This window comes from Propionivibrio limicola (genome assembly GCF_009469695.1).
Lineage (GTDB): Bacteria > Pseudomonadota > Gammaproteobacteria > Burkholderiales > Rhodocyclaceae > Propionivibrio > Propionivibrio limicola.
Map to the genome: position 1 here is coordinate 1 of NZ_SSSR01000012.1, position 17890 is coordinate 17890.

Genomic DNA, 17890 nt, shown 5'->3' on the forward strand with positions numbered 1-17890 from the left:
CGTTCGTGATCACCGGCGCCTCAAAAACCGCCGATCTTCTCAGTTCGGTGTATCAACTTTCAATCGCTGGCCTGTGTCAATTTACAACCGCTGGTGACAGGGGTCGCATTCGCTCACCTCGTCGAGCGCCATCAGGCAATCGTTAAACATCGCCGCCGCGCCTTCTAGCCCGTTGGCTGTGGCTCGCCAGCTTCGTTTGTATTTCGGCCCACCCCAGACAGAACAGCCTGCTTCGATCAGGGTTGTCTTGCCGGTTGATGAATCTCCGAAGAAATGCACGCCGCCGCCTTCCGTGTTGCACTTTGCCAGCAACGGCCCGGCGAAAGCTCCCGACAGCGCCAGCAGAAGCAGCGGATTGCCCACGGCTAACGCGGCCAGTTCTTGCTTCCAGCCTTCCAGCGTTCCGGCTCGGGTGTGCTCTTCGTGTCCGCGCTCGCCGCTCTGAAATATCACGTCAGACGCATCCGGCCCGATTACTTGGTCGGGCAGCACGAAGGTTTTGCCAGCCCATCCGACTTGCAAGGCGCAATGAACACGCCGTTTCGGATGTTCGCGCTGCAGATAGTCCGGCAATAGTCGTTTTGCATGGTTCGGATCAAGCTCTACGCCCATCGCCAGAAGTTCAGCCCGCAAGGGGGTGCCATCGCCTGCCAGCAGTTCCATGGGCATGGCCCACTCTCGCCACTTGCCGACAGTTGGCTTGAAACGTAGAAGCCGTCCGAAGTTGTTAGCCTGTCCATCAAATGTGATTGCATCTACATGGATCGGCGAGCACAGCCACGTTTCATAGGGGAAAGGAGGAGAATCCTTTTTACCGTCGCTCATGCCACAGTAATAGACGCCGGGGCGATGCTTGCCCCCCTGCCATTGCCCCCAGTCGTTCAGAACGACATAGCGCGGCCTCTCTTCTTCGGTGGGGAATGGGGCTGTGCCGTGCGCTTCATTGACGGCCTGAGCATCGCCCGCTGGCGCATCTTCTTTGCCGGGCTGAGGCTCGCCCATGGGCATCTCGATTGCGTTCTCTATGACCTGTGCTACCGCTTCCAGCCCATACATCACCGCCATGTCGTTGAAGTCGGTCGCCTCGTTCGGTCGGTTGTCTCCGAAGTCGGGAATAGCCAGCTTGCCGCCCACGGATCGCGCTGCCTCGATTGCATGATGGTCGGGTTCGCCGGTCGCCTTCACCAGATCGGCCAGAATCACCAACTCCGCCGCCGGGTAACGTTCGCGCATGGCACGGGCTACCGCTGGCAAGTTGCCAGACGACAGCGCCGCAATGGTCGGGTGCTCGGTCGCTGCCTTGGCAGAAAGAACAGTTGCCACGCCTTCGCCGATTTGCAGGGTTAGGCCGCTGCCGTCGCCTTCTGGCAGGCGTTCGGTTGCCCAATACCCGCCCACCTTGCTGCCGCGTCCGGCAAGTGCCGTTTTGCGACCGTCGACGTCGATTAGTTCCACCGTTGAAATACCTTCGCCTTGCTTGACAGGAACAACGAGCAAGCGCTCGATCAGTAGGTCGCCGCGTGATTTGGGTTCATAGCCAAGAATCGCCACCGCCGCGCCCGCGTCAATCTCTCTCAGTGTAGCCACCGGGGAAACCTGCTTACGGACAAGATACGGATGATCGGCTTGCGCCTCGGTTGCGGCTTTCAGGATCGCCGCTGCCATCGCCGCCGTGTCGGCACGTTCGCGGGCTATCTCGGCTTCATCTTGCGCGGCCCGTTCCGCTGCCATGCGCTGACGCTCGACGAGTTCTTCCGGTGTCGGCTTCTGGTGAATCCCATCATCGCGCCAGCCGTTCGCCTTGGCTTCATAGAACAACGTCCCGACGGTCACTTTGCCACCGGCCCGGATGCTCTTCCAGACGTCCCGCGCATCATTGGCGTTGAACGATTCCGCCTGCAGGCTCCACGCTTCCCACACGTCAAAGCCGGTGTCGCCAAGCTCGGACTTGATCGCCATGCCCATGCTCACCCACGTATCGCGGTCGCTCGGGTCAATGAATTGCAGGGCTTCGGTAATGCGTTGAATATCGCCGCTCATGCCTTCACCCCGCACACGAGAAGAACGAAGAGCACGGCAAGCAAGGCCAGTTGCCCGGCCAGGCACGTATCGACACGGCCAAGCTGGGGATCGGTTGCGGTATGATTTCGGCTATCGGAAGTCTTTGGGGTCGCGTCCTTACCGGGGGCGCGGCCCTTGTTGTTTTTGGTCATCATCCCCGCCCCTTATGCCTTACGGCTTTTTTGGATTTGGGCGACGATCCACGCCTCTACTTCGGACTCAATCCAGCCGACTGCCTTAGCTCCAACAGATACCGGCTTGGGAAAGGTCGGGTCATAGTCGCCCGGCCTCTTGGGGTTGTGCCTCAATCGGGCGTAAATACTGGAACGGGATAGCCCAGTGCGGGCTTCTACCTGCTTACGGCGGATGATAGTAAGGGCTGTTTGAATTTGTACGGCCATTTGAAAGCTCCATGCGTGCTTTCGTTGCCGCCAAAAAGCAAAGGCGACAACAAAAGCGCTTAACGAAAAACGCTCTTGTTGTCGCCATCACTACAGTTTGACCACCGCACTTAATGGGGTGTCGTGTGATTACTTCCGGGGGATTCCCGGCGAAGCTTCCTACTAATCGCGTAAGAGTTGCATTGCTGCAATCTGTTTACCGATGTTTGGTAATCGGGCTACACGAAAAAATAATACCACGAATGATTCCGCGCAAGTCTTATCCCTTCCGACTTATTCCACCATTCGTTACGCCGTAACAGGCAGGCCGTTACGCGGTAACGGATTGTTCGTTACTGCGTAACGGCTCGGATTGATCGTAATACTGGCTGTGCTCACTGGCTGGAAGGCTTTCCAGCAAACGCCGTTCGGCTTGCGCCAAGAGGGTTTCAAGCACTTCCCGCTGCGTTACTGCGTAACAGGATGCCAGCCGTTCTAATTGCGCCTTGGCTGGCACCGATACCGCCAGATTCAGCCTTTCCAGCCCGCCATGAATGGCTTTGAAGTGCCGATCACGGTAGGCCGCTTGCCGCTCTGCATTGCTTTTTCCCATGTCCACCTCCGTTACGCCGTAACATCTTGGCCATTACTGCGTAACGACTCATGCCGCCTGATACGCCTTGCCAAAAGGCCCGATGATTACCTTTCCCTTGCCGTCCTGAATCTGGCTATCCACGAAGTCAGCCCACCATTGCAGCATTTCCCGTCGTTGTTCAGCGTATTGCGCCCGGTTATAGACGCCACGGATGCCCTTGGTTTCGTGGGCCAAGCATTTCTCGATCCAATCCGAATTGAACCCCGCTTCATGCAAATGCGTTGAAGCCGTCCGCCGGAAGTCATGAATCACGAAGTCACGCACGTCGACGTCTAGCGTTTGAATTGCTTTGTTCAAGGTGTTGTGGGCAATGGGTTGATTCAGACTGCCACGGCTCGGACATACCCATTCGGAACCACTGGACAGCCCCTTCAATTCTTCGAACATCGCCACGGCCTGAGACGAGAGTGATACCTGATGCGGCTTGTCTTTCTTCATGCGCTCGCCGGGGATCGACCATTCCGCTTTTTCAAGATCAAGCTCTTCCCATTTAGCTTCGATCAGTTCCGACTTCCGCACCATGCACAGAATCAGCAGGTGAATTGCCAGCTTGTAGGCCCGTTTGAGGTTCGATTGATAAACCACCCGCAGAAGCTTGCCGATTTCGTCAGGACTCAAAGCCACGTCCCGGCTTCTGGCGCTGGCTATGAATTTCGCCTCAATCGCCGCTGCTGGGTTGAATTGGGTTTTCTCCCGCGCAATCGCATAGGCAAACAGCCGTTTCAGCACGTTGCGGGTTTGCAGCGCCATTTGATCGGCTCCACGATTCTTGATCTTGTCGGTAATCGCCAGAATATCGGTCACGGTCACATCGGCAACTTGCTTGCTTCCAATGGCGGGAAAGATGTCTTTTTCCAGTGCCCGCAAGATGTTGCGGGGGTTGCTGTTGGCAGGAACTACGATTTCTTTGTACCAGCGCAGGGCGAAGGCTTCCAGCGTATCGGCTTCCTTTGCTGCAGCTTCCTTGGCTTTGGCTTTCTCTCGGGTTTTCAGACACCATTCCCGGATGAAGGCTTGCGCCAGTTCCTTTGCTGCAGGGGCCGCATCTTCGGGGATCGCATCGCCACGCCTCAAGGCCATCGGGGACAAGCCACGCCCGGCCAGCGCCTTGCAGTCGTCCCGCCATGTCCGGGCTTCTGACAGCGAATAGGTCGGGTAGTCGCCAAGCGTGATTTTCTCTTGCTTGGCTCCGCGTCCGCCGATCCGGTAACGAAGCCGCCATACCTTCGTGCCACCGGGCATGACTTCCACGAACAGCCCGCCCTCATCGGCTTCTTGATACGCCTTGCCCGCAGGTTTCAAGCTCCGCAACTTTGTATCTGATAGCGCCATCATTCACCCCACTTATTCACAAGGTGCGCCCATAAAAACAAGAGAGATTTGGGCACACCGTTTCGCCTTGGGCACACGGCCTGAAAGCCTTGTCTGGCTTGTTATTCATGCGACTTAGCTACCTTGTGTGCCCATACAAAAGTGACTTTTCCACCAATTAAATAGGGGCCTAGGGCACACCACCACCTCACCTTGGGCACACAGACTTTTATCTTGGGCACACATCTGGGCACACATTTAAGCGGATTTGTGCGGAACATGCAAGCACACTACATAACAAAAAACCCGCAATGGCGCGGGTTTCAAGGGGTTTTGCGGAACAGTGAGGAACGGTCAGGAAGGCTTGTTATTTTCCGATGCAGAATCGGCCGAATATCTCGCCCAGCAGGTCGTCCGCCGAGAAAGCGCCGGTGATCGACCCCAGCGCCACCTGCGCCAACCGCAATTCTTCGGCAAACAGTTCGAGCGCCGGCAGTTGTGCCTGGGCGCATTCAATGTGCGTGCGCGTGTCCGACAGCGCCCGTAAATGGCGTTCGCGCGCGATGAAGACATCTTCCGCCGGATGCCATCCGGCGACGCGCAACAGCTCCTTGCGCAACAAATCGGTCCCGGCGCCCTGGCGCGCGGACAGCGAAATTGCCACCCCGCCTTCTTCGTCATGGCGCTCAGGCGCAAGACCCAGCAAATCGATTTTGTTGCGCACCGTGATCCGGGCCAGCCGCTCCGGCAATTGCGCCAGAATCGCCCGGTCGGCTTCACTGACGCCCGCCCGGGCATCGACGATCAGGACGACGACATCGGCGCGCTCGATCTCGCGCCACGTGCGTTCGATCCCGATCCGCTCGACTTCATCGGTCGTCTCGCGCAAACCCGCCGTATCGATCACGTGCAACGGAATGCCTTCGATGTTCAGCACGCTGCGCACGACGTCGCGCGTCGTGCCGGCAACCGGCGTCACGATCGCCAGATCGTCACCTGCCAGACTGTTGAGCAGGCTCGATTTGCCGACATTCGGCTGCCCGGCCAACACCACATGCAACCCGCCCTGGAGAAGCCGCCCCTGCTGGGCCCGATCAACGACTTCCGCCAGTTTCCGCTGCAACCGCTCAAGCCGGCCAAAGGCATCGGCCGCTTCGAGAAAGTCGACTTCCTCGTCGGGGAAATCGAGCGTCGCCTCGACCAAGGCGCGCAGTTCGATCAACTGATCGAGCAAGACATTTATTTCTTTGGAGAAACTCCCCTGCAGGGAGCGTGCGGCACTGCGCACCGCCGTCGCCGTCGAGGCGTCAATCAGGTCGATCACTGCCTCGGCTTGCGCGAGGTCGAGCTTGCCGTTCAGGAAGGCGCGGCGGGTGAATTCGCCCGGCTCGGCAAGCCGCGCCCCGAGGTCAAGACAGCGGGAAAGCAGCATCTGCATGACGACGGGACCGCCGTGCCCATGCAGTTCGAGAACATCTTCGCCGGTAAATGAATGGGGAGCGGGAAAATAAAGGAGCAGCCCGCTGTCGATCAGGCTGCCATCCGCCGCCTTGAATGAAGCATAAGTGGCCACGCGCGGCAGCGGTTGCCGGCCACAAAGCTGCTCGGCGGTCGCCAGCAGCCGGCTGCCCGAGAGGCGTATGACGCCGATGCCGCCACGCCCCGGTGCGGTGGCGATGGCGGCAATCGTTTCCGGCGTGTAAGCCGGAGTTGAAAAAGGGTCAGGCCTTGGCATCGTTGGCGGCAGATCGCCCGCCCTTGCCACCTTTAGCGCCATTCCCCTTGTCGGCGCCGCCGGCGTCGATCATGCGGGTGATCTGCCATTGCTGGCCGATCGACAGGAGGTTGTTCACCACCCAGTAGAGAACCAAACCAGACGGGAAGAAGAAGAACATGGCGCCAAAAATGAACGGCATGAACATCGTCACCTTGGCCTGAATCGGATCGGGCGGCGTCGGATTCAGCTTGGTCTGCACCAGCATGGTGACAACCATGATCACCGGCAGAACGTAATACGGATCCATCGACGACAAATCCTTGATCCACAGGATCCAGGGAGCGTCACGCATTTCAACCGCGCCGAGCAGGGCCCAGTAGAGGGCGATGAAGACGGGAATCTGGACAAGAATCGGCAGACAACCGCCCAACGGATTGATCTTCTCGGTCTTGTAGAGATTCATCATCTCCACGTTGAGCTTCTGGCGGTCATCGCCGCAGCGCTCCTTCAGCGCCTGCAGGCGCGGCCCGAGGGCACGCATCCTGGCCATCGACTTGTAGCTCGCGGCGGACAGCGGGAAGAAAATCGCCTTGATACCGACCGTCAGCAGAACGATCGCCCACCCCCAGTTGCCGACAAGCTTGTGAATGGCCTGCAGGCACCAGAAAATCGGCGCGGCAATGATGGTCAGCATGCCGTAATCGACGACCAGCGGTAGCCCTTCCGCCCCGACTCCGCCCTCTGCCGCGGGTTTTGCCAGCTGTTCAAGCATCGACTGAATCTGCGGGCCGGCGTAAAGCGACACCTCATGCGTCAGCTTCGCGCCGGGTGCGACGGACTTGACCGGAACGATGACCCCCGCCGTGATGGGCGCGTTGGCATTGGCATCGAGCTTGCGGACGTAGAACTCGCGCTCCACTGTTTCCTGCGGAATCCAGGCCGAAACGAAATAGTGCTGAACCATGGCCATCCAGCCGTTATCCGCCTTGTCGTTGAATTTGGCCTTGCCTTCGGCAATGTCGTCAAAAGTGATCTTCTGGAACTTGTCGCGCTCGGTGTAGACGGCCGGACCAGTGAAGGTGCTGACCATCCGGCTCTCGCCGGCCGGTTTCACCGTATCGCGCTGCAACTGGTAATAGGCATGCGCCACAAACTCCTTCTGGCTACCGTTGTCAATTTCATACGCAACGTTCATCAGGTAGCTGCCCGGGGTGAACGTGAACACCTTGGTCACTTTGACGCCATCGACCATCGGTGCTTCCAGGCGAAGCTGGACCTTGTCATTCCCGGCAACGAGCTCGCGCTGGCCGCCCACCACCTTGTACAGCGTCTTGTGATTGGGCAAACCTTCCCCGATCAGGCCGCTTTGCGCCGCATAGCGATGCGCCTTGTCGAACAGCGAGAAGTTCTTCGACTTGTCTTCGGTCGCCTTGTAGTTGCCGAGCTCAAGACCGACAACATCGCCGCCCAGCGCTGAAATCTCGGCGACGAACAAATCGGTCTTGACTTTGACGATGTCGCCCTTCTCCGCAACCGAAGTCGGGATCGCCGCGGGCGTCGCCGCGGCGGCAACGGTACCCGCCGGCTTGGCCTGGGGAACAGGAATTGACAAATCCGCGGCTGGCAACGCGGCTGCCGGCGGATGGTTTTTCTTCTGCCAGGCATCCCAGAGCATGACTAGCGAGAAGCAGAAAATGAAGACAAGAAGCAGGCGTCGGTTATCCATGAACGGCCTTTAAAAATGGTTTCAGGGAACAGGATCAACGCCACCCGGATTCCACGGGTGACAACGTGACAAACGCCGGAGCCCGAGGCAGGCACCTTTGATGGCGCCATACTTTTCAACGGCTTCGGCGGTGTATTCGGAACAGCTGGGAAAGAAACGGCAACGGCGCCCCAGCAAGGGGCTGATCGCGAGTTGATAAAAGCGGATCAAGGCCAGCAACAGCAGTTTCATCAGCCTACCGTTTGGAGATCGTTTTACTCAGCACCGCCCGGATTTCTTCTGCCAGCGCCTTCCGGTCTGGACGACCAGGTTTTGTCGCAAGGCGAAGAATGAAATCGCGAGGTGGCAATTGGGCACGCAACAGCCGGAAGTTTTCGCGCGCCAGACGCCGGACAAGATTCCTGTCCACCGCTCGGCGCAACAGCCGCTTCGCAACAACCAGGCCAAGCCGGGCGGTTGCTTCTTCTCCCGTCGCACGAGGCCGGTAATGTAACAGGAAATGGGGGCTTCTGATCGCCTTCCTGAAACCAAAAACGGATGAAAATTCATCCGTTTTTGTCAGGCGATACTTTTTCGGGAACCCGGTACCTGCGACCCGGCGCTCTCCGGAAGATTGTCCGGCGCTCAAACGGCCAGGCGATGACGACCCTTGGCACGACGGGCGCGGATCACAGCACGACCGCCACGGGTAGACATACGAACGAGGAAGCCGTGAGTACGCTTGCGACGAACAACCGACGGTTGATAAGTGCGTTTCATGATGTTTAAACCTTTGAAGTCATTGCGAAATAAACGCGCAATTAGACATGCCTCGACAGGACTTGTCAAGTCGATAATTTTTCATTTCTGTGGATAACTGTGGATAACTTTCCTCCAGCGGGTTAGAATTTCACGTTCGGTGTGAAAGCCACGCCAAAAAAATAATTCAAAACAAACAGAAGCAATTTCTTTCCGGATCAAGGCCCGGCTTTTCTGTAGAGATTGTTTTATGGACGTTCCGCCCCTTCCTCCGGCAATGATGCCGCAGCGTCAATCAGGACTAATGTAATCGATAGAATGAGTAGCTTCTGGATTTCCTGTCTGAGTCAGTTCGAAAAAGAACTCCCGCCTCAGCAATTCAACACCTGGATTCGCCCCCTGCGCCTCGAAGGCGAGGACGACTTCGCCAACGGCCTGCGCCTCTACGCGCCCAATGGCTTCATCCTGAAATGGGTCAAGGAACGCTATCTGAGTCGCATCGAAGAACTCGGAAGCGCCTATTTTTCCGCGCCGGTCAGTGTCACGCTGATGCTCGGCGAACGCTCGGCCGCACCGGCACCGGTACTTGCCGCCGCCAAACCGATGGCGGCCACTCCAGCCCCCGTACCGGCCAGCGCACACAGTCCGTACGCCGCTCCGGCATCGCTCACGCCGGAAAAACCCGTCGAGAAAACCCTTCCTCACTACGAAAAAACGCGCCTCATCCCCGGTTTCACGTTCGAGAACCTCATCGTCGGCAAAGCGAATGACCTCGCCCGCGCCGCGTCGGTACAGGTCGCCATGAATCCCGGTGGCGCGGCGTACAACCCGATGTTCATCTATGGCGGCGCCGGTCTCGGCAAGACGCACCTGATCCACGCCATCGGTAACCGCATCGTCGAGCAGAATCCCGGCAAGGTCGTCCGTTATGTGCACGCCGAGGATTATTACTCGGATGTCGTGCGCGCCTATCAGACCAAATCGTTCGATGCCTTCAAGCGCTACTACCGCTCGCTCGACGTGCTTTTGCTCGACGACGTCCAGTTCTTCAACGGCAAGAACCGGACGCAGGAAGAGTTTTTCTTCGTGTTCAACGCGCTGATCGAATCCCGAAAGCAGATCGTCATCAGTTGCGATACGTACCCGAAGGACATCTCGGGCCTCGAAGATCGCCTGATTACCCGCTTCGACTGGGGCCTCACGGTTCAGATCGAACCACCGGAAATCGAAATGCGCGTCGCCATCCTGAAAAAGAAGGCGGAACTTGAGAATGTCGCGCTCGACGATGAGGTGGCTTTTTACATCGCCAAGCACCTCCGCTCGAACGTCCGCGAACTCGAAGGCGCCCTGAAAAAAGTACTGGCCTTCGCCTCGTTCCATGGCCGGAAGATCGACCTGGAACTCGCCAAAGAGGCACTCAAGGATCTGATCGGTGCCGTCAATCGCCAGATCACCGTCGAGAACATCCAGAAAACCGTGGCCGACTACTTCAAGATCAAGGTGGCCGATCTGTACTCCAAGAAACGGACGCGCCAGATTGCCCGGCCGCGTCAGGTTGCCATGTGGCTAGCGAAAAACCTGACGTCGCAAAGCTATCCGGCCATTGGCGAAGCCTTCGGCGGCCGCGACCACACAACGGTCCTGCACGCCGTTCGCACGATCGAAACCCTGCGCACCAAGGACAACGAGCTCAATCACGACGTCCACGTGCTGTTGCAAGTCCTGAAGGGATGAAGATCTCCTGCACTATGTACTGTGCACAAAGGAATTGAATAACTGTGGGTAATTACTGAACAACAACTCGCTTCTCAGGTTGTGAATAAATGATTCAAATCAATCCACAGCCGGATACAAGAATTTTTCAGAGGCCAATTTTTCAGTTAATGATCTGATTTTTCAATAAAAAACTGAGTTATCAACAGAGTTGTCTTTGAGATTATTTTTATAGGATTTATATATATGGTTCTTATTAAAACCCAACGTGACATGCTGCTCAGTCCTTTGCAGTCAGTTTCAGGGATTGTTGAAAAGAAACATACGCTGCCGATCCTGTCGAATGTCCTCCTCGAAAAGAAGGACGACTCGCTGACTTTGTTGGCTACCGATATAGAAATCCAGATCACGACAACCACGACCGGTACTCAGGGAGATGGCGACGGAGCCGTTACGGTTGCTGCACGTAAACTTCAGGACATCCTGCGTTCACTCCCCGATAACGCGGAGGTTTCGCTGAATCTCGAAGAAAAACGCTTGTTGTTGAAAGCAGGCAAAAGCCGTTTTGCGTTGCAAACCCTCCCGGCCCAGGATTTTCCGCGCATGGTCATCGCCGAAACCAGCCAGGGAAAAATAACGGTCACGCAGAAGCAGTTCCGCCAACTACTGAGCAAAACCCAGTTCGCCATGGCCGCGCAGGACGTTCGCTATTATCTGAACGGCTTGTTGCTGCTGGTGGATGGCAATCAACTGCGCGCCGTCGCCACGGACGGTCACCGGCTGGCCTACGCCAGCATGGAGCTCGAAAACCAGGCCGACCTGCCACGCCAGGAACTCATTCTGCCGCGCAAGACAGTGCTCGAACTGAACCGGTTGCTGTCGGACAGCGATGAAGCGCTGACGATCCAGATGGCGTCCAATCAGATCCAGTTCGAGTTTGGTTCGATTCATCTCGTGTCGAAGCTGATTGACGGTAAATTCCCCGATTACGAGCGGGTCGTTCCCACCTCGCTCAAAAACAGCGTGACCATGAACCGTTCGGCCCTCCTCCAATCGATGGTGCGCGCCGCGATTCTCACCAACGAAAAATTCCGCGGTGTCCGTCTCATCCTTTCCACCGGCAGCTTGAAGATCATGGCCGCCAATGCCGAACAGGAAGAGGCGCAGGAAGAAATCGAAGTCGATTACAGCGGCGATTCGATCGACGTCGGCTTCAACGTCGGTTACATCCTCGATGTGCTGAACAACACCTCATCCGAAATGATCGAGTGGGGCTTCAACGACGCCGGTTCGAGTTCCTTGCTGACTATTCCCGGAAACGACCGCTTCAAATACGTCGTTATGCCGATGAGAATATAAAAATCAAGGACTTGAGTTGTTTCAAATGGAACCAGGATTGGATTGAGCATGATTGAAGAAAATAACCAGCCGGCCTACGACGAATCAAGCATTCAACAGCTTGAAGGTCTGGAAGCCGTTCGCAAGCGTCCCGGCATGTACATTGGCGACACCTCCGACGGCACCGGCTTGCACCACATGGTGTTCGAAGTGGTCGACAATGCGATCGACGAAGCGCTGGCCGGTCATTGCGACGATATCGTCGTCACCATTCATGCCGACAATTCGATTTCCATCACCGATAACGGACGCGGCATCCCGACCGGCATCAAGTTCGACGACAAGCACGAGCCGAAACGCTCGGCCGCCGAAATCGTCATGTGCGTGCTGCACGCCGGCGGCAAGTTCAACCAGAACTCCTACAAGGTTTCCGGTGGTCTGCACGGCGTCGGCGTCTCCTGCGTCAATGCCCTGTCCAAATGGCTGCGCCTGACGATTCGCCGCGATGGCAAGAAATACCAGCTGGAATTCAATCGGGGTGCGGTCGCCAACCGGCTGGTCGAAATCCAGAACGGCGTTGAAGTCTCGCCAGTGCGCGTGATCGGCGAGACCGAAAAGCGCGGCACCGAAGTGCATTACATGGCCGACGAAGAAATCTTCGGCACGATCGAATACCACTACGAAATCATCGCCAAGCGGTTGCGCGAACTGTCCTTCCTCAACAACGGCGTCAAGATCCGCCTCGTCGACCAGCGCACCGGCAAGGAAGAGAATTTCGCCTTCTCCGGCGGCGTCAAAGGCTTCGTCGAATACATCAACCGCTCGAAATCGGTTCTGCATCCAAGCATCTTCTACTCGACGGGCGAATCGGCGATTCCGACCGGCGGCACGATCGCCGTCGAAGTCGCCATGCAGTGGAACGACAGCTACGCCGAGCAGGTGCTCTGCTTTACCAACAACATTCCGCAGGCCGATGGCGGCACGCACCTGACCGGTCTGCGCGCGGCGATGACGCGCGTCATCAACAAGTACATCGAAGAACATGAAATCGCCAAAAAGGCGAAAGTCGACATCACTGGCGACGACATGCGCGAAGGCCTTGCCTGCGTCCTCTCGGTCAAAATGCCCGACCCGAAATTCGCCTCGCAGACCAAGATGAAGCTGGTTTCCTCGGAAGCGCGTCCGGCCGTCGAAGAAGTCGTTGCCGCCAAACTTACCGAATTCCTGCAGGAAAAACCCGCCGACGCCAAGGTCATCACCGGCAAGATCGTCGAAGCCGCCCGCGCCCGCGACGCCGCCCGCAAGGCGCGTGAAATGACGCGCCGCAAGGGGCTGCTCGACGGCGTCGGCCTGCCCGGCAAGCTTGCCGACTGCCAGGAAAAGGACCCTGCCCTGTGCGAACTCTACCTGGTCGAGGGTGACTCCGCCGGCGGCTCCGCCAAGCAGGGACGTGACCGCAAGTTCCAGGCCATCCTCCCTCTCAAAGGCAAGATCCTCAACGTCGAGAAGGCGCGTTTCGACAAGCTGATTTCCTCGCAGGAAATCGCCACGCTGATCACCGCGCTCGGCACCGGCATCGGCAAGGAAGAATACAAGCCGGAAAAACTGCGCTATCACCGGCTCATCATCATGACCGACGCCGACGTCGACGGCGCGCACATCCGCACCCTGCTCCTCACCTTCTTCTACCGGCAGATGCCGGAACTCGTCGAAGGCGGCCACATCTACATCGCCCAGCCGCCGCTCTACAAGATCAAGCACGGCAAGACCGAGCGCTACATCAAGGACGATCAGGCGCTCAACCAGTTCCTGCTTGGTCTCGCCCTTGAAGAGGCGGTGCTGACGCCGAAGGCGGGGGCTGCCGAAATCTCCGGTGCCGCACTCGAAGAATTGGCGCGCGAGTATCTGCTGGCCGAAGCGGTCATCAACCGGCTGTCGCACCTGATCGACCCGATCGTCCTGCACACCCTGATCGACGCCAATCTCTCCATCCGGCTGGACGATGAAGCGGCGGCCGAAGCCAGCGCGACGGCGTTAAGACAGGCCCTGGATGCCAAGAGCGGTATCCAGGTCTTTGCCCGGTTCGACGAAGCGGCCGAAAACTGGCAACTGCGCTTTGAAAAAATGCATCACGGCAACCTCAAAGTCAGCGTCATCAACGACAGCCTGCTCGTCAGCGGCGACTACGCGCAACTGCGCAAAACGGCCGAAACGCTGGCCGGCCTGTTCGGGCCTGGCGGCTTTGTCGCGCGCGGCGAGAAAAAGAGCCCGGTTTCCAGCTTTGCCGAAACGATGCGCTGGCTGCTCAACGAAGTTGAACGTGGCGTCAGCAAGCAACGCTACAAAGGCTTGGGCGAAATGAACCCGGAACAGCTCTGGGAAACGACGATGGACCCGAAAGTCCGCCGCCTGCTCAAAGTGCAGATCGAAGACGCCATCGGCGCCGACGAAATCTTCACCACGCTGATGGGCGAGCTTGTTGAACCGCGGCGGAATTTCATCGAAAGCAATGCCTTGGCGGCGCGGAATATCGACGTTTAACATTTGTCAGGTGACAGCGAAGGTGGAAAAAACGGAGCTCTAAACGGCTCCGTTTTTCTTTCTTTGACCATAGAATCAATGGCTAAATCGTTTGTTAAGGCAATCAAATTGGACGGAATCGATGCAAAACTCGCAGCACCAAGTGATGGAATCTGAGAGGACAAGCGTGTGAGCGACATCAAACTTTTCCGCTATGCGAACAACAGTGCCAGCGAGCTGGCCGGCAAATCAGCGGCCATCGAGCGCACGCTGCAGCGCTTGATCGAATCGCAGATGGAAACCTTTCTCGGGGTGCGCTTCCTCGCCACCGAGTACAGCACGGGCGCCAAGCATCGCGGGCGAATCGATTCGCTGGGACTGGACGAGAACGGTTGCCCGGTGATCATCGAGTACAAGCGGCACAGCAACGAAAACGTGATCAACCAAGGCCTGTTTTATCTGGACTGGCTGCTCGATCACAAGGCGGATTTTCGCTTGCTGGTGATGGATACGCTCGGGAAGGACGAGGCGGACAGAATCGAGTGGAACGGCACGCGCCTGCTCTGCATTGCAGCGGACTTCACGCGCTACGACGAGCATGCCGTCGCGCAGATCAACCGGAACATCGAGCTGATCCGCTACAAGCTGTTTGGCGAGGATTTGCTGCTGCTTGAACTCGTCAATGGCGCGAGTGCGGCGAGCACGCAATCTGTTGCGGAAGTTGATGAGCCAGTCAGCGAGAAACCAGCCAAAACGCCAGCCGCTTCCACCTTGGCGATGAAAACCCATGCCGACCAGATGGCTACGGCATCGCCGGAATTGCTGGCTTTGTTTGAACAGACGCGCAGTTTCATCCTTGCACAGGGCGACGACATCATCGAAAAACCGCTGAAGCTTTACGTCGCCTTCCGCCGCCTGAAGAACTTCGCCTGCATGTCGCTGATCTCCAGACAAGACCCGCATGTTTTCCTGATGCTGAAGCTTGATCCGGCGATTGTAGAACTCGAAAACGGCTTTACCCGGGATGTGACCAACATCGGACACTGGGGAACGGGTGATCTGGAAGTGGTTTTGCGGAAACCGGGGGATTTCGAAAAAGCAAAAGCGTTGATCGAACGCGCCTATCAAGAAAATTGAATGCTGGACGTCGCTATATTGGTTAGCTTTATCCAGCGAAAGCCGGGATGACGAGGGTAAGAAAATGAACCGTGACGCCATCGTTGGAAAACTGCAGGCAGCATTGCCGAACCTCCTGGCCGTCCATGCTTTCGGCAGCCGCGTGCAGGGCACCGCGCAACCGGAGAGTGATCTCGATCTGGCCATTCTGGTGGCCGGTTATACCGATCCGGTGGCGCTGTTCGGACTGGCAGGCGACTTGGTCGAGGTGGCAAAATATCCGGTTGATCTGCTCGACCTGCGCGCAGCATCGACAGTGATGCAGTACCAGATCATCACCACAGGCGAGCGGTGGTGGGCGAAGGATGCGCATGCAGGATTGTTTGAGGCGGCAATCCTGAGCGAGAAAACGGCGCTGGATACCGCTCAAGTAGACATTTTCCCGACCGACAAGGCGGCGACAATCGAGCGTTGTGTCGCACGGGCTCGTGAGGTGTACGCGCTAAACCCGGCCGGCTTTGCCAGCGATTACACTCGGCAGGATGCAGCGATCCTGAACATCCAGCGTGCCTGTGATGCCGCGCTGGATATGGGGCAGCACCTGATCCGCCGTGAAAGGCTGGGCGTGCCGCAAAGCGCGCGCGATGTGTTCTCCCTGCTCGCGCAAGGCGGCTGGATTACGGCCGATCTTGCCGACGGCCTCAAGCGCATGGTCGGCTTCCGCAATATCGCGGTGCACGATTATCAGACGCTGCAGTTGCCGATCACGGTGAGCATTATCGAGAAGCATCTGGATGAATTTCTGCTCTACAGCCAATCGCTGCTGCGCCGCGATGCGGCAAGCAGAACGGCTTGAGCATGGAGAGAAAACTTGGTTGGAGTTAAAGAGAATGCAGCTTGAACGTTTGCTTCGTGCGCAGGGCTTTGGCAGCAAGGCCGATTGCCGGGGATTGGTGCGTCAGGGCCGGGTCAGTGTCGATGGCGTGGTGTGCGACGACCCGAATGCCGATTTTTCACCGGCTGGTTTTGCGTTCGCGGTCGATGGTGTGTCCTGGCGGTTTCGTGACAAGGTTTACCTCGCCATGAACAAGCCGGCGCATTTCGAATGTTCGCATCAGCCGCGCCACCATCCGAGCATCTACACCCTGCTGCCGCAGCCTCTGGTGACGCGCGACGTGCAGGCGGTCGGCAGGCTCGATGAAGATACGACCGGGTTGCTGCTATTCACCGATGACGGCCAGTTCAACCACAACTGCATTTCGCCGAAGAAGAAGGTGCCGAAGGTCTATGACGCGACGGTCAAACATCCGCTCGATTCGGCGCAACTGGAAGCACTGCTGGCTGGCGTCGTGCTGAATGACGAGCCGGAGCCGATTGCGGCGATGGCGTGCGAGATCCGCTCGCCGCACGTGTTGCGCCTGACCGTGACCGAGGGCAAGTACCACCTCGTCAAGCGCATGATCGCGGCGGCCGGCAATCGCGTTGAAGGATTGCACCGCGTGGCGATCGGCGGATTCGAACTGCCGCCTGCCTTGCCGCTCGGGCATTGGATGTGGCTGACGGCGGCCGATCTCGAACGCATTGGCGTGCGTGGAGCGGCGGCTTAGGCGGTATTCTTGCCGAATCGACCCCTTTACGCTTGTTCAGTCATGACCCTTACCGAACTTCGCTACATCGTGGCGCTGGCCAAGGAACGGCATTTCGGACGCGCCGCCGAGAAATGTCATGTCAGCCAGCCGACGCTGTCGGTCGCCTTGAAGAAGGTCGAACAGCGCTACGGCATCATTCTTTTCGAGCGCACCTCGGCGGATGTTCGCCTGACGCCGATCGGCGAGCAGATTGCCCAGCAGGCGGAACGTGTGCTGGAGGAGTCGGCGCGGCTCAAGGAGCTCGCCGAACAGGGCAAGAATCCGCTCATCGGCTCATTCCGCCTCGGTGTCATTTACACGATTGCCCCCTATCTGCTGCCGCGCCTGATTCCGGCCATGCACGCGCGGGCGCCGCGCATGCCGATGTACCTGCACGAGAATTTCACGGTGCGACTGGCCGAGCAGTTGCGGCGCGGCGATCTCGACGCGATCATCGTGGCCCAGCCCTTTTCCGAACCGGGCATCGTGACGCGGCCGGTGTATGACGAACCGTTCTGCGTGGCCTTGCCGGCCGATCATCCGTTGGCGGCCAAGCAAAAGATTGCGGCCGACGACGTGGCCAGTGAAAACCTGTTGCTGCTCGGTAGTGGCAACTGTTTTCGCGATCAGGTGGTACAGGCGTGTCCGAAACTGTCCGAGCCGGGCGGTATCGAGGGCGCGCTGGAGGGCAGCTCGCTCGAAACGGTGCGCTACATGGTGGCGAGTGGCGCCGGCATTTCGGTGGTACCGGTCTCGGCCGCCGAATCGTGGTCATCCTCCGGCTCACAGAATGAGCCGCTGCTGCAATTTCGCCGGTTTACCGAACCTGCCCCTTACCGGCGCATCGTGATCGCCTGGCGGGCCACTTTCCCGCGGCCTCAGGCTATCGATGTGCTGCGTGCGGCCATCCTCGATGCGCCGCCGCCCGGGGTAAAAGTGATCGATTAGAAAAAAGCCTCCGGAAAGTCGTTCTCCGGAGGCTGTTTG

The 17890-nt window shown here is 58.0% G+C and carries 17 protein-coding genes; 7 read left to right on the forward strand and 10 right to left on the reverse strand.

Features of this window, described 5'->3' with window-relative positions:
* Positions 1–81: 81 nt before the first annotated feature.
* The 10 genes from GH659_RS09405 to rpmH all read right to left on the reverse strand — a co-directional run bounded on the left by GH659_RS09405 (position 82) and on the right by rpmH (position 8609).
* Entirely contained in the window at positions 82–2040 is a 1959-nt protein-coding gene (locus GH659_RS09405) for a DUF927 domain-containing protein (protein WP_153111153.1), read from the reverse strand.
* Positions 2037–2216 (reverse strand): hypothetical protein, encoded by a 180-nt coding sequence (locus GH659_RS14790; protein WP_170285861.1) that lies wholly within the window; start codon positions 2214–2216, stop codon positions 2037–2039. The genes GH659_RS09405 and GH659_RS14790 overlap by 4 nt, the downstream gene beginning before the upstream one ends.
* A 9-nt stretch (positions 2217–2225) precedes the next feature.
* Positions 2226–2462, reverse strand: a complete 237-nt coding sequence (locus tag GH659_RS09410; RefSeq protein WP_153111154.1) for a helix-turn-helix transcriptional regulator — start codon at positions 2460–2462, stop codon at positions 2226–2228.
* A 310-nt stretch (positions 2463–2772) separates the two neighbouring features.
* Complete coding sequence (locus tag GH659_RS09415) at positions 2773–3054, reverse strand: hypothetical protein (protein WP_153111155.1); 282 nt, start codon at positions 3052–3054, stop codon at positions 2773–2775.
* Positions 3055–3102: 48 nt separating this feature from the next.
* Entirely contained in the window at positions 3103–4431 is a 1329-nt protein-coding gene (locus GH659_RS09420) for a tyrosine-type recombinase/integrase (RefSeq protein WP_343030105.1), read from the reverse strand.
* A 343-nt stretch (positions 4432–4774) separates the two neighbouring features.
* A complete protein-coding gene (gene mnmE, locus GH659_RS09425) occupies positions 4775–6142 on the reverse strand; it encodes a tRNA uridine-5-carboxymethylaminomethyl(34) synthesis GTPase MnmE (protein ID WP_153111157.1) in 1368 nt (455 codons plus the stop codon).
* Positions 6129–7850, reverse strand: coding sequence for a membrane protein insertase YidC (gene yidC, locus GH659_RS09430; RefSeq protein WP_153111158.1), 1722 nt, complete (start codon positions 7848–7850; stop codon positions 6129–6131). Before yidC ends, mnmE begins: the two co-directional genes overlap by 14 nt.
* Positions 7851–7871: 21 nt before the next feature.
* On the reverse strand, positions 7872–8081 hold the full coding sequence (yidD, locus tag GH659_RS09435) for a membrane protein insertion efficiency factor YidD (RefSeq protein WP_153111159.1): 210 nt from the start codon (positions 8079–8081) through the stop codon (positions 7872–7874).
* A gap of 4 nt (positions 8082–8085) precedes the next feature.
* A complete protein-coding gene (gene rnpA / locus GH659_RS09440) occupies positions 8086–8478 on the reverse strand; it encodes a ribonuclease P protein component (RefSeq protein ID WP_153111160.1) in 393 nt (130 codons plus the stop codon).
* Positions 8475–8609: a 50S ribosomal protein L34 gene (rpmH, locus tag GH659_RS09445; protein WP_081444259.1), complete on the reverse strand. Its 135-nt coding sequence runs from the start codon at positions 8607–8609 to the stop codon at positions 8475–8477. The genes rnpA and rpmH overlap by 4 nt, the downstream gene beginning before the upstream one ends.
* A 297-nt stretch (positions 8610–8906) precedes the next feature.
* On the opposite strand from rpmH, the gene dnaA reads away from it, so the two are divergent.
* The 7 genes from dnaA (at position 8907) to GH659_RS09480 (ending at position 17851) form a co-directional block, all read left to right on the forward strand.
* Positions 8907–10322: a chromosomal replication initiator protein DnaA gene (gene dnaA, locus GH659_RS09450; protein WP_153111161.1), complete on the forward strand. Its 1416-nt coding sequence runs from the start codon at positions 8907–8909 to the stop codon at positions 10320–10322.
* Positions 10323–10547: 225 nt separating this feature from the next.
* Positions 10548–11660, forward strand: a complete 1113-nt coding sequence (gene dnaN, locus GH659_RS09455; protein ID WP_153111162.1) for a DNA polymerase III subunit beta — start codon at positions 10548–10550, stop codon at positions 11658–11660.
* A gap of 48 nt (positions 11661–11708) precedes the next feature.
* Positions 11709–14180, forward strand: coding sequence for a DNA topoisomerase (ATP-hydrolyzing) subunit B (gyrB, locus tag GH659_RS09460; RefSeq protein ID WP_153111163.1), 2472 nt, complete (start codon positions 11709–11711; stop codon positions 14178–14180).
* 168 nt (positions 14181–14348) lie between these two features.
* On the forward strand, positions 14349–15296 hold the full coding sequence (locus tag GH659_RS09465) for a DUF5655 domain-containing protein (RefSeq protein ID WP_153111164.1): 948 nt from the start codon (positions 14349–14351) through the stop codon (positions 15294–15296).
* Positions 15297–15360: 64 nt separating this feature from the next.
* Positions 15361–16131 (forward strand): type VII toxin-antitoxin system HepT family RNase toxin, encoded by a 771-nt coding sequence (gene hepT, locus GH659_RS09470; RefSeq protein ID WP_211364185.1) that lies wholly within the window; start codon positions 15361–15363, stop codon positions 16129–16131.
* A gap of 34 nt (positions 16132–16165) precedes the next feature.
* Positions 16166–16882, forward strand: coding sequence for a 16S rRNA pseudouridine(516) synthase (locus tag GH659_RS09475; protein ID WP_153111165.1), 717 nt, complete (start codon positions 16166–16168; stop codon positions 16880–16882).
* Between the two features lie 42 nt (positions 16883–16924).
* A complete protein-coding gene (locus GH659_RS09480; RefSeq protein ID WP_153111166.1) occupies positions 16925–17851 on the forward strand; it encodes a hydrogen peroxide-inducible genes activator in 927 nt (308 codons plus the stop codon).
* The last annotated feature ends 39 nt before the right edge of the window (positions 17852–17890 follow it).

Bases quoted from the DNA above. Each gene is read 5' to 3' on its own strand.
- gyrB (WP_153111163.1), top strand. From the start codon at position 11,709: ATGATTGAAGAAAATAACCAGCCGGCCTACGACGAATCAAGCATTCAA.
- hepT (WP_211364185.1), top strand. From the start codon at position 15,361: ATGAACCGTGACGCCATCGTTGGAAAACTGCAGGCAGCATTGCCGAAC.
- dnaA (WP_153111161.1), top strand. From the start codon at position 8,907: ATGAGTAGCTTCTGGATTTCCTGTCTGAGTCAGTTCGAAAAAGAACTC.
- GH659_RS09480 (WP_153111166.1), top strand. From the start codon at position 16,925: ATGACCCTTACCGAACTTCGCTACATCGTGGCGCTGGCCAAGGAACGG.
- GH659_RS09410 (WP_153111154.1), bottom strand. From the start codon at position 2,462: ATGGCCGTACAAATTCAAACAGCCCTTACTATCATCCGCCGTAAGCAG.
- GH659_RS09405 (WP_153111153.1), bottom strand. From the start codon at position 2,040: ATGAGCGGCGATATTCAACGCATTACCGAAGCCCTGCAATTCATTGAC.
- rpmH (WP_081444259.1), bottom strand. From the start codon at position 8,609: ATGAAACGCACTTATCAACCGTCGGTTGTTCGTCGCAAGCGTACTCAC.
- yidD (WP_153111159.1), bottom strand. From the start codon at position 8,081: ATGAAACTGCTGTTGCTGGCCTTGATCCGCTTTTATCAACTCGCGATC.
- dnaN (WP_153111162.1), top strand. From the start codon at position 10,548: ATGGTTCTTATTAAAACCCAACGTGACATGCTGCTCAGTCCTTTGCAG.
- mnmE (WP_153111157.1), bottom strand. From the start codon at position 6,142: ATGCCAAGGCCTGACCCTTTTTCAACTCCGGCTTACACGCCGGAAACG.
- GH659_RS09415 (WP_153111155.1), bottom strand. From the start codon at position 3,054: ATGGGAAAAAGCAATGCAGAGCGGCAAGCGGCCTACCGTGATCGGCAC.
- GH659_RS09475 (WP_153111165.1), top strand. From the start codon at position 16,166: ATGCAGCTTGAACGTTTGCTTCGTGCGCAGGGCTTTGGCAGCAAGGCC.
- yidC (WP_153111158.1), bottom strand. From the start codon at position 7,850: ATGGATAACCGACGCCTGCTTCTTGTCTTCATTTTCTGCTTCTCGCTA.
- GH659_RS09420 (WP_343030105.1), bottom strand. From the start codon at position 4,431: ATGATGGCGCTATCAGATACAAAGTTGCGGAGCTTGAAACCTGCGGGC.
- GH659_RS14790 (WP_170285861.1), bottom strand. From the start codon at position 2,216: ATGATGACCAAAAACAACAAGGGCCGCGCCCCCGGTAAGGACGCGACC.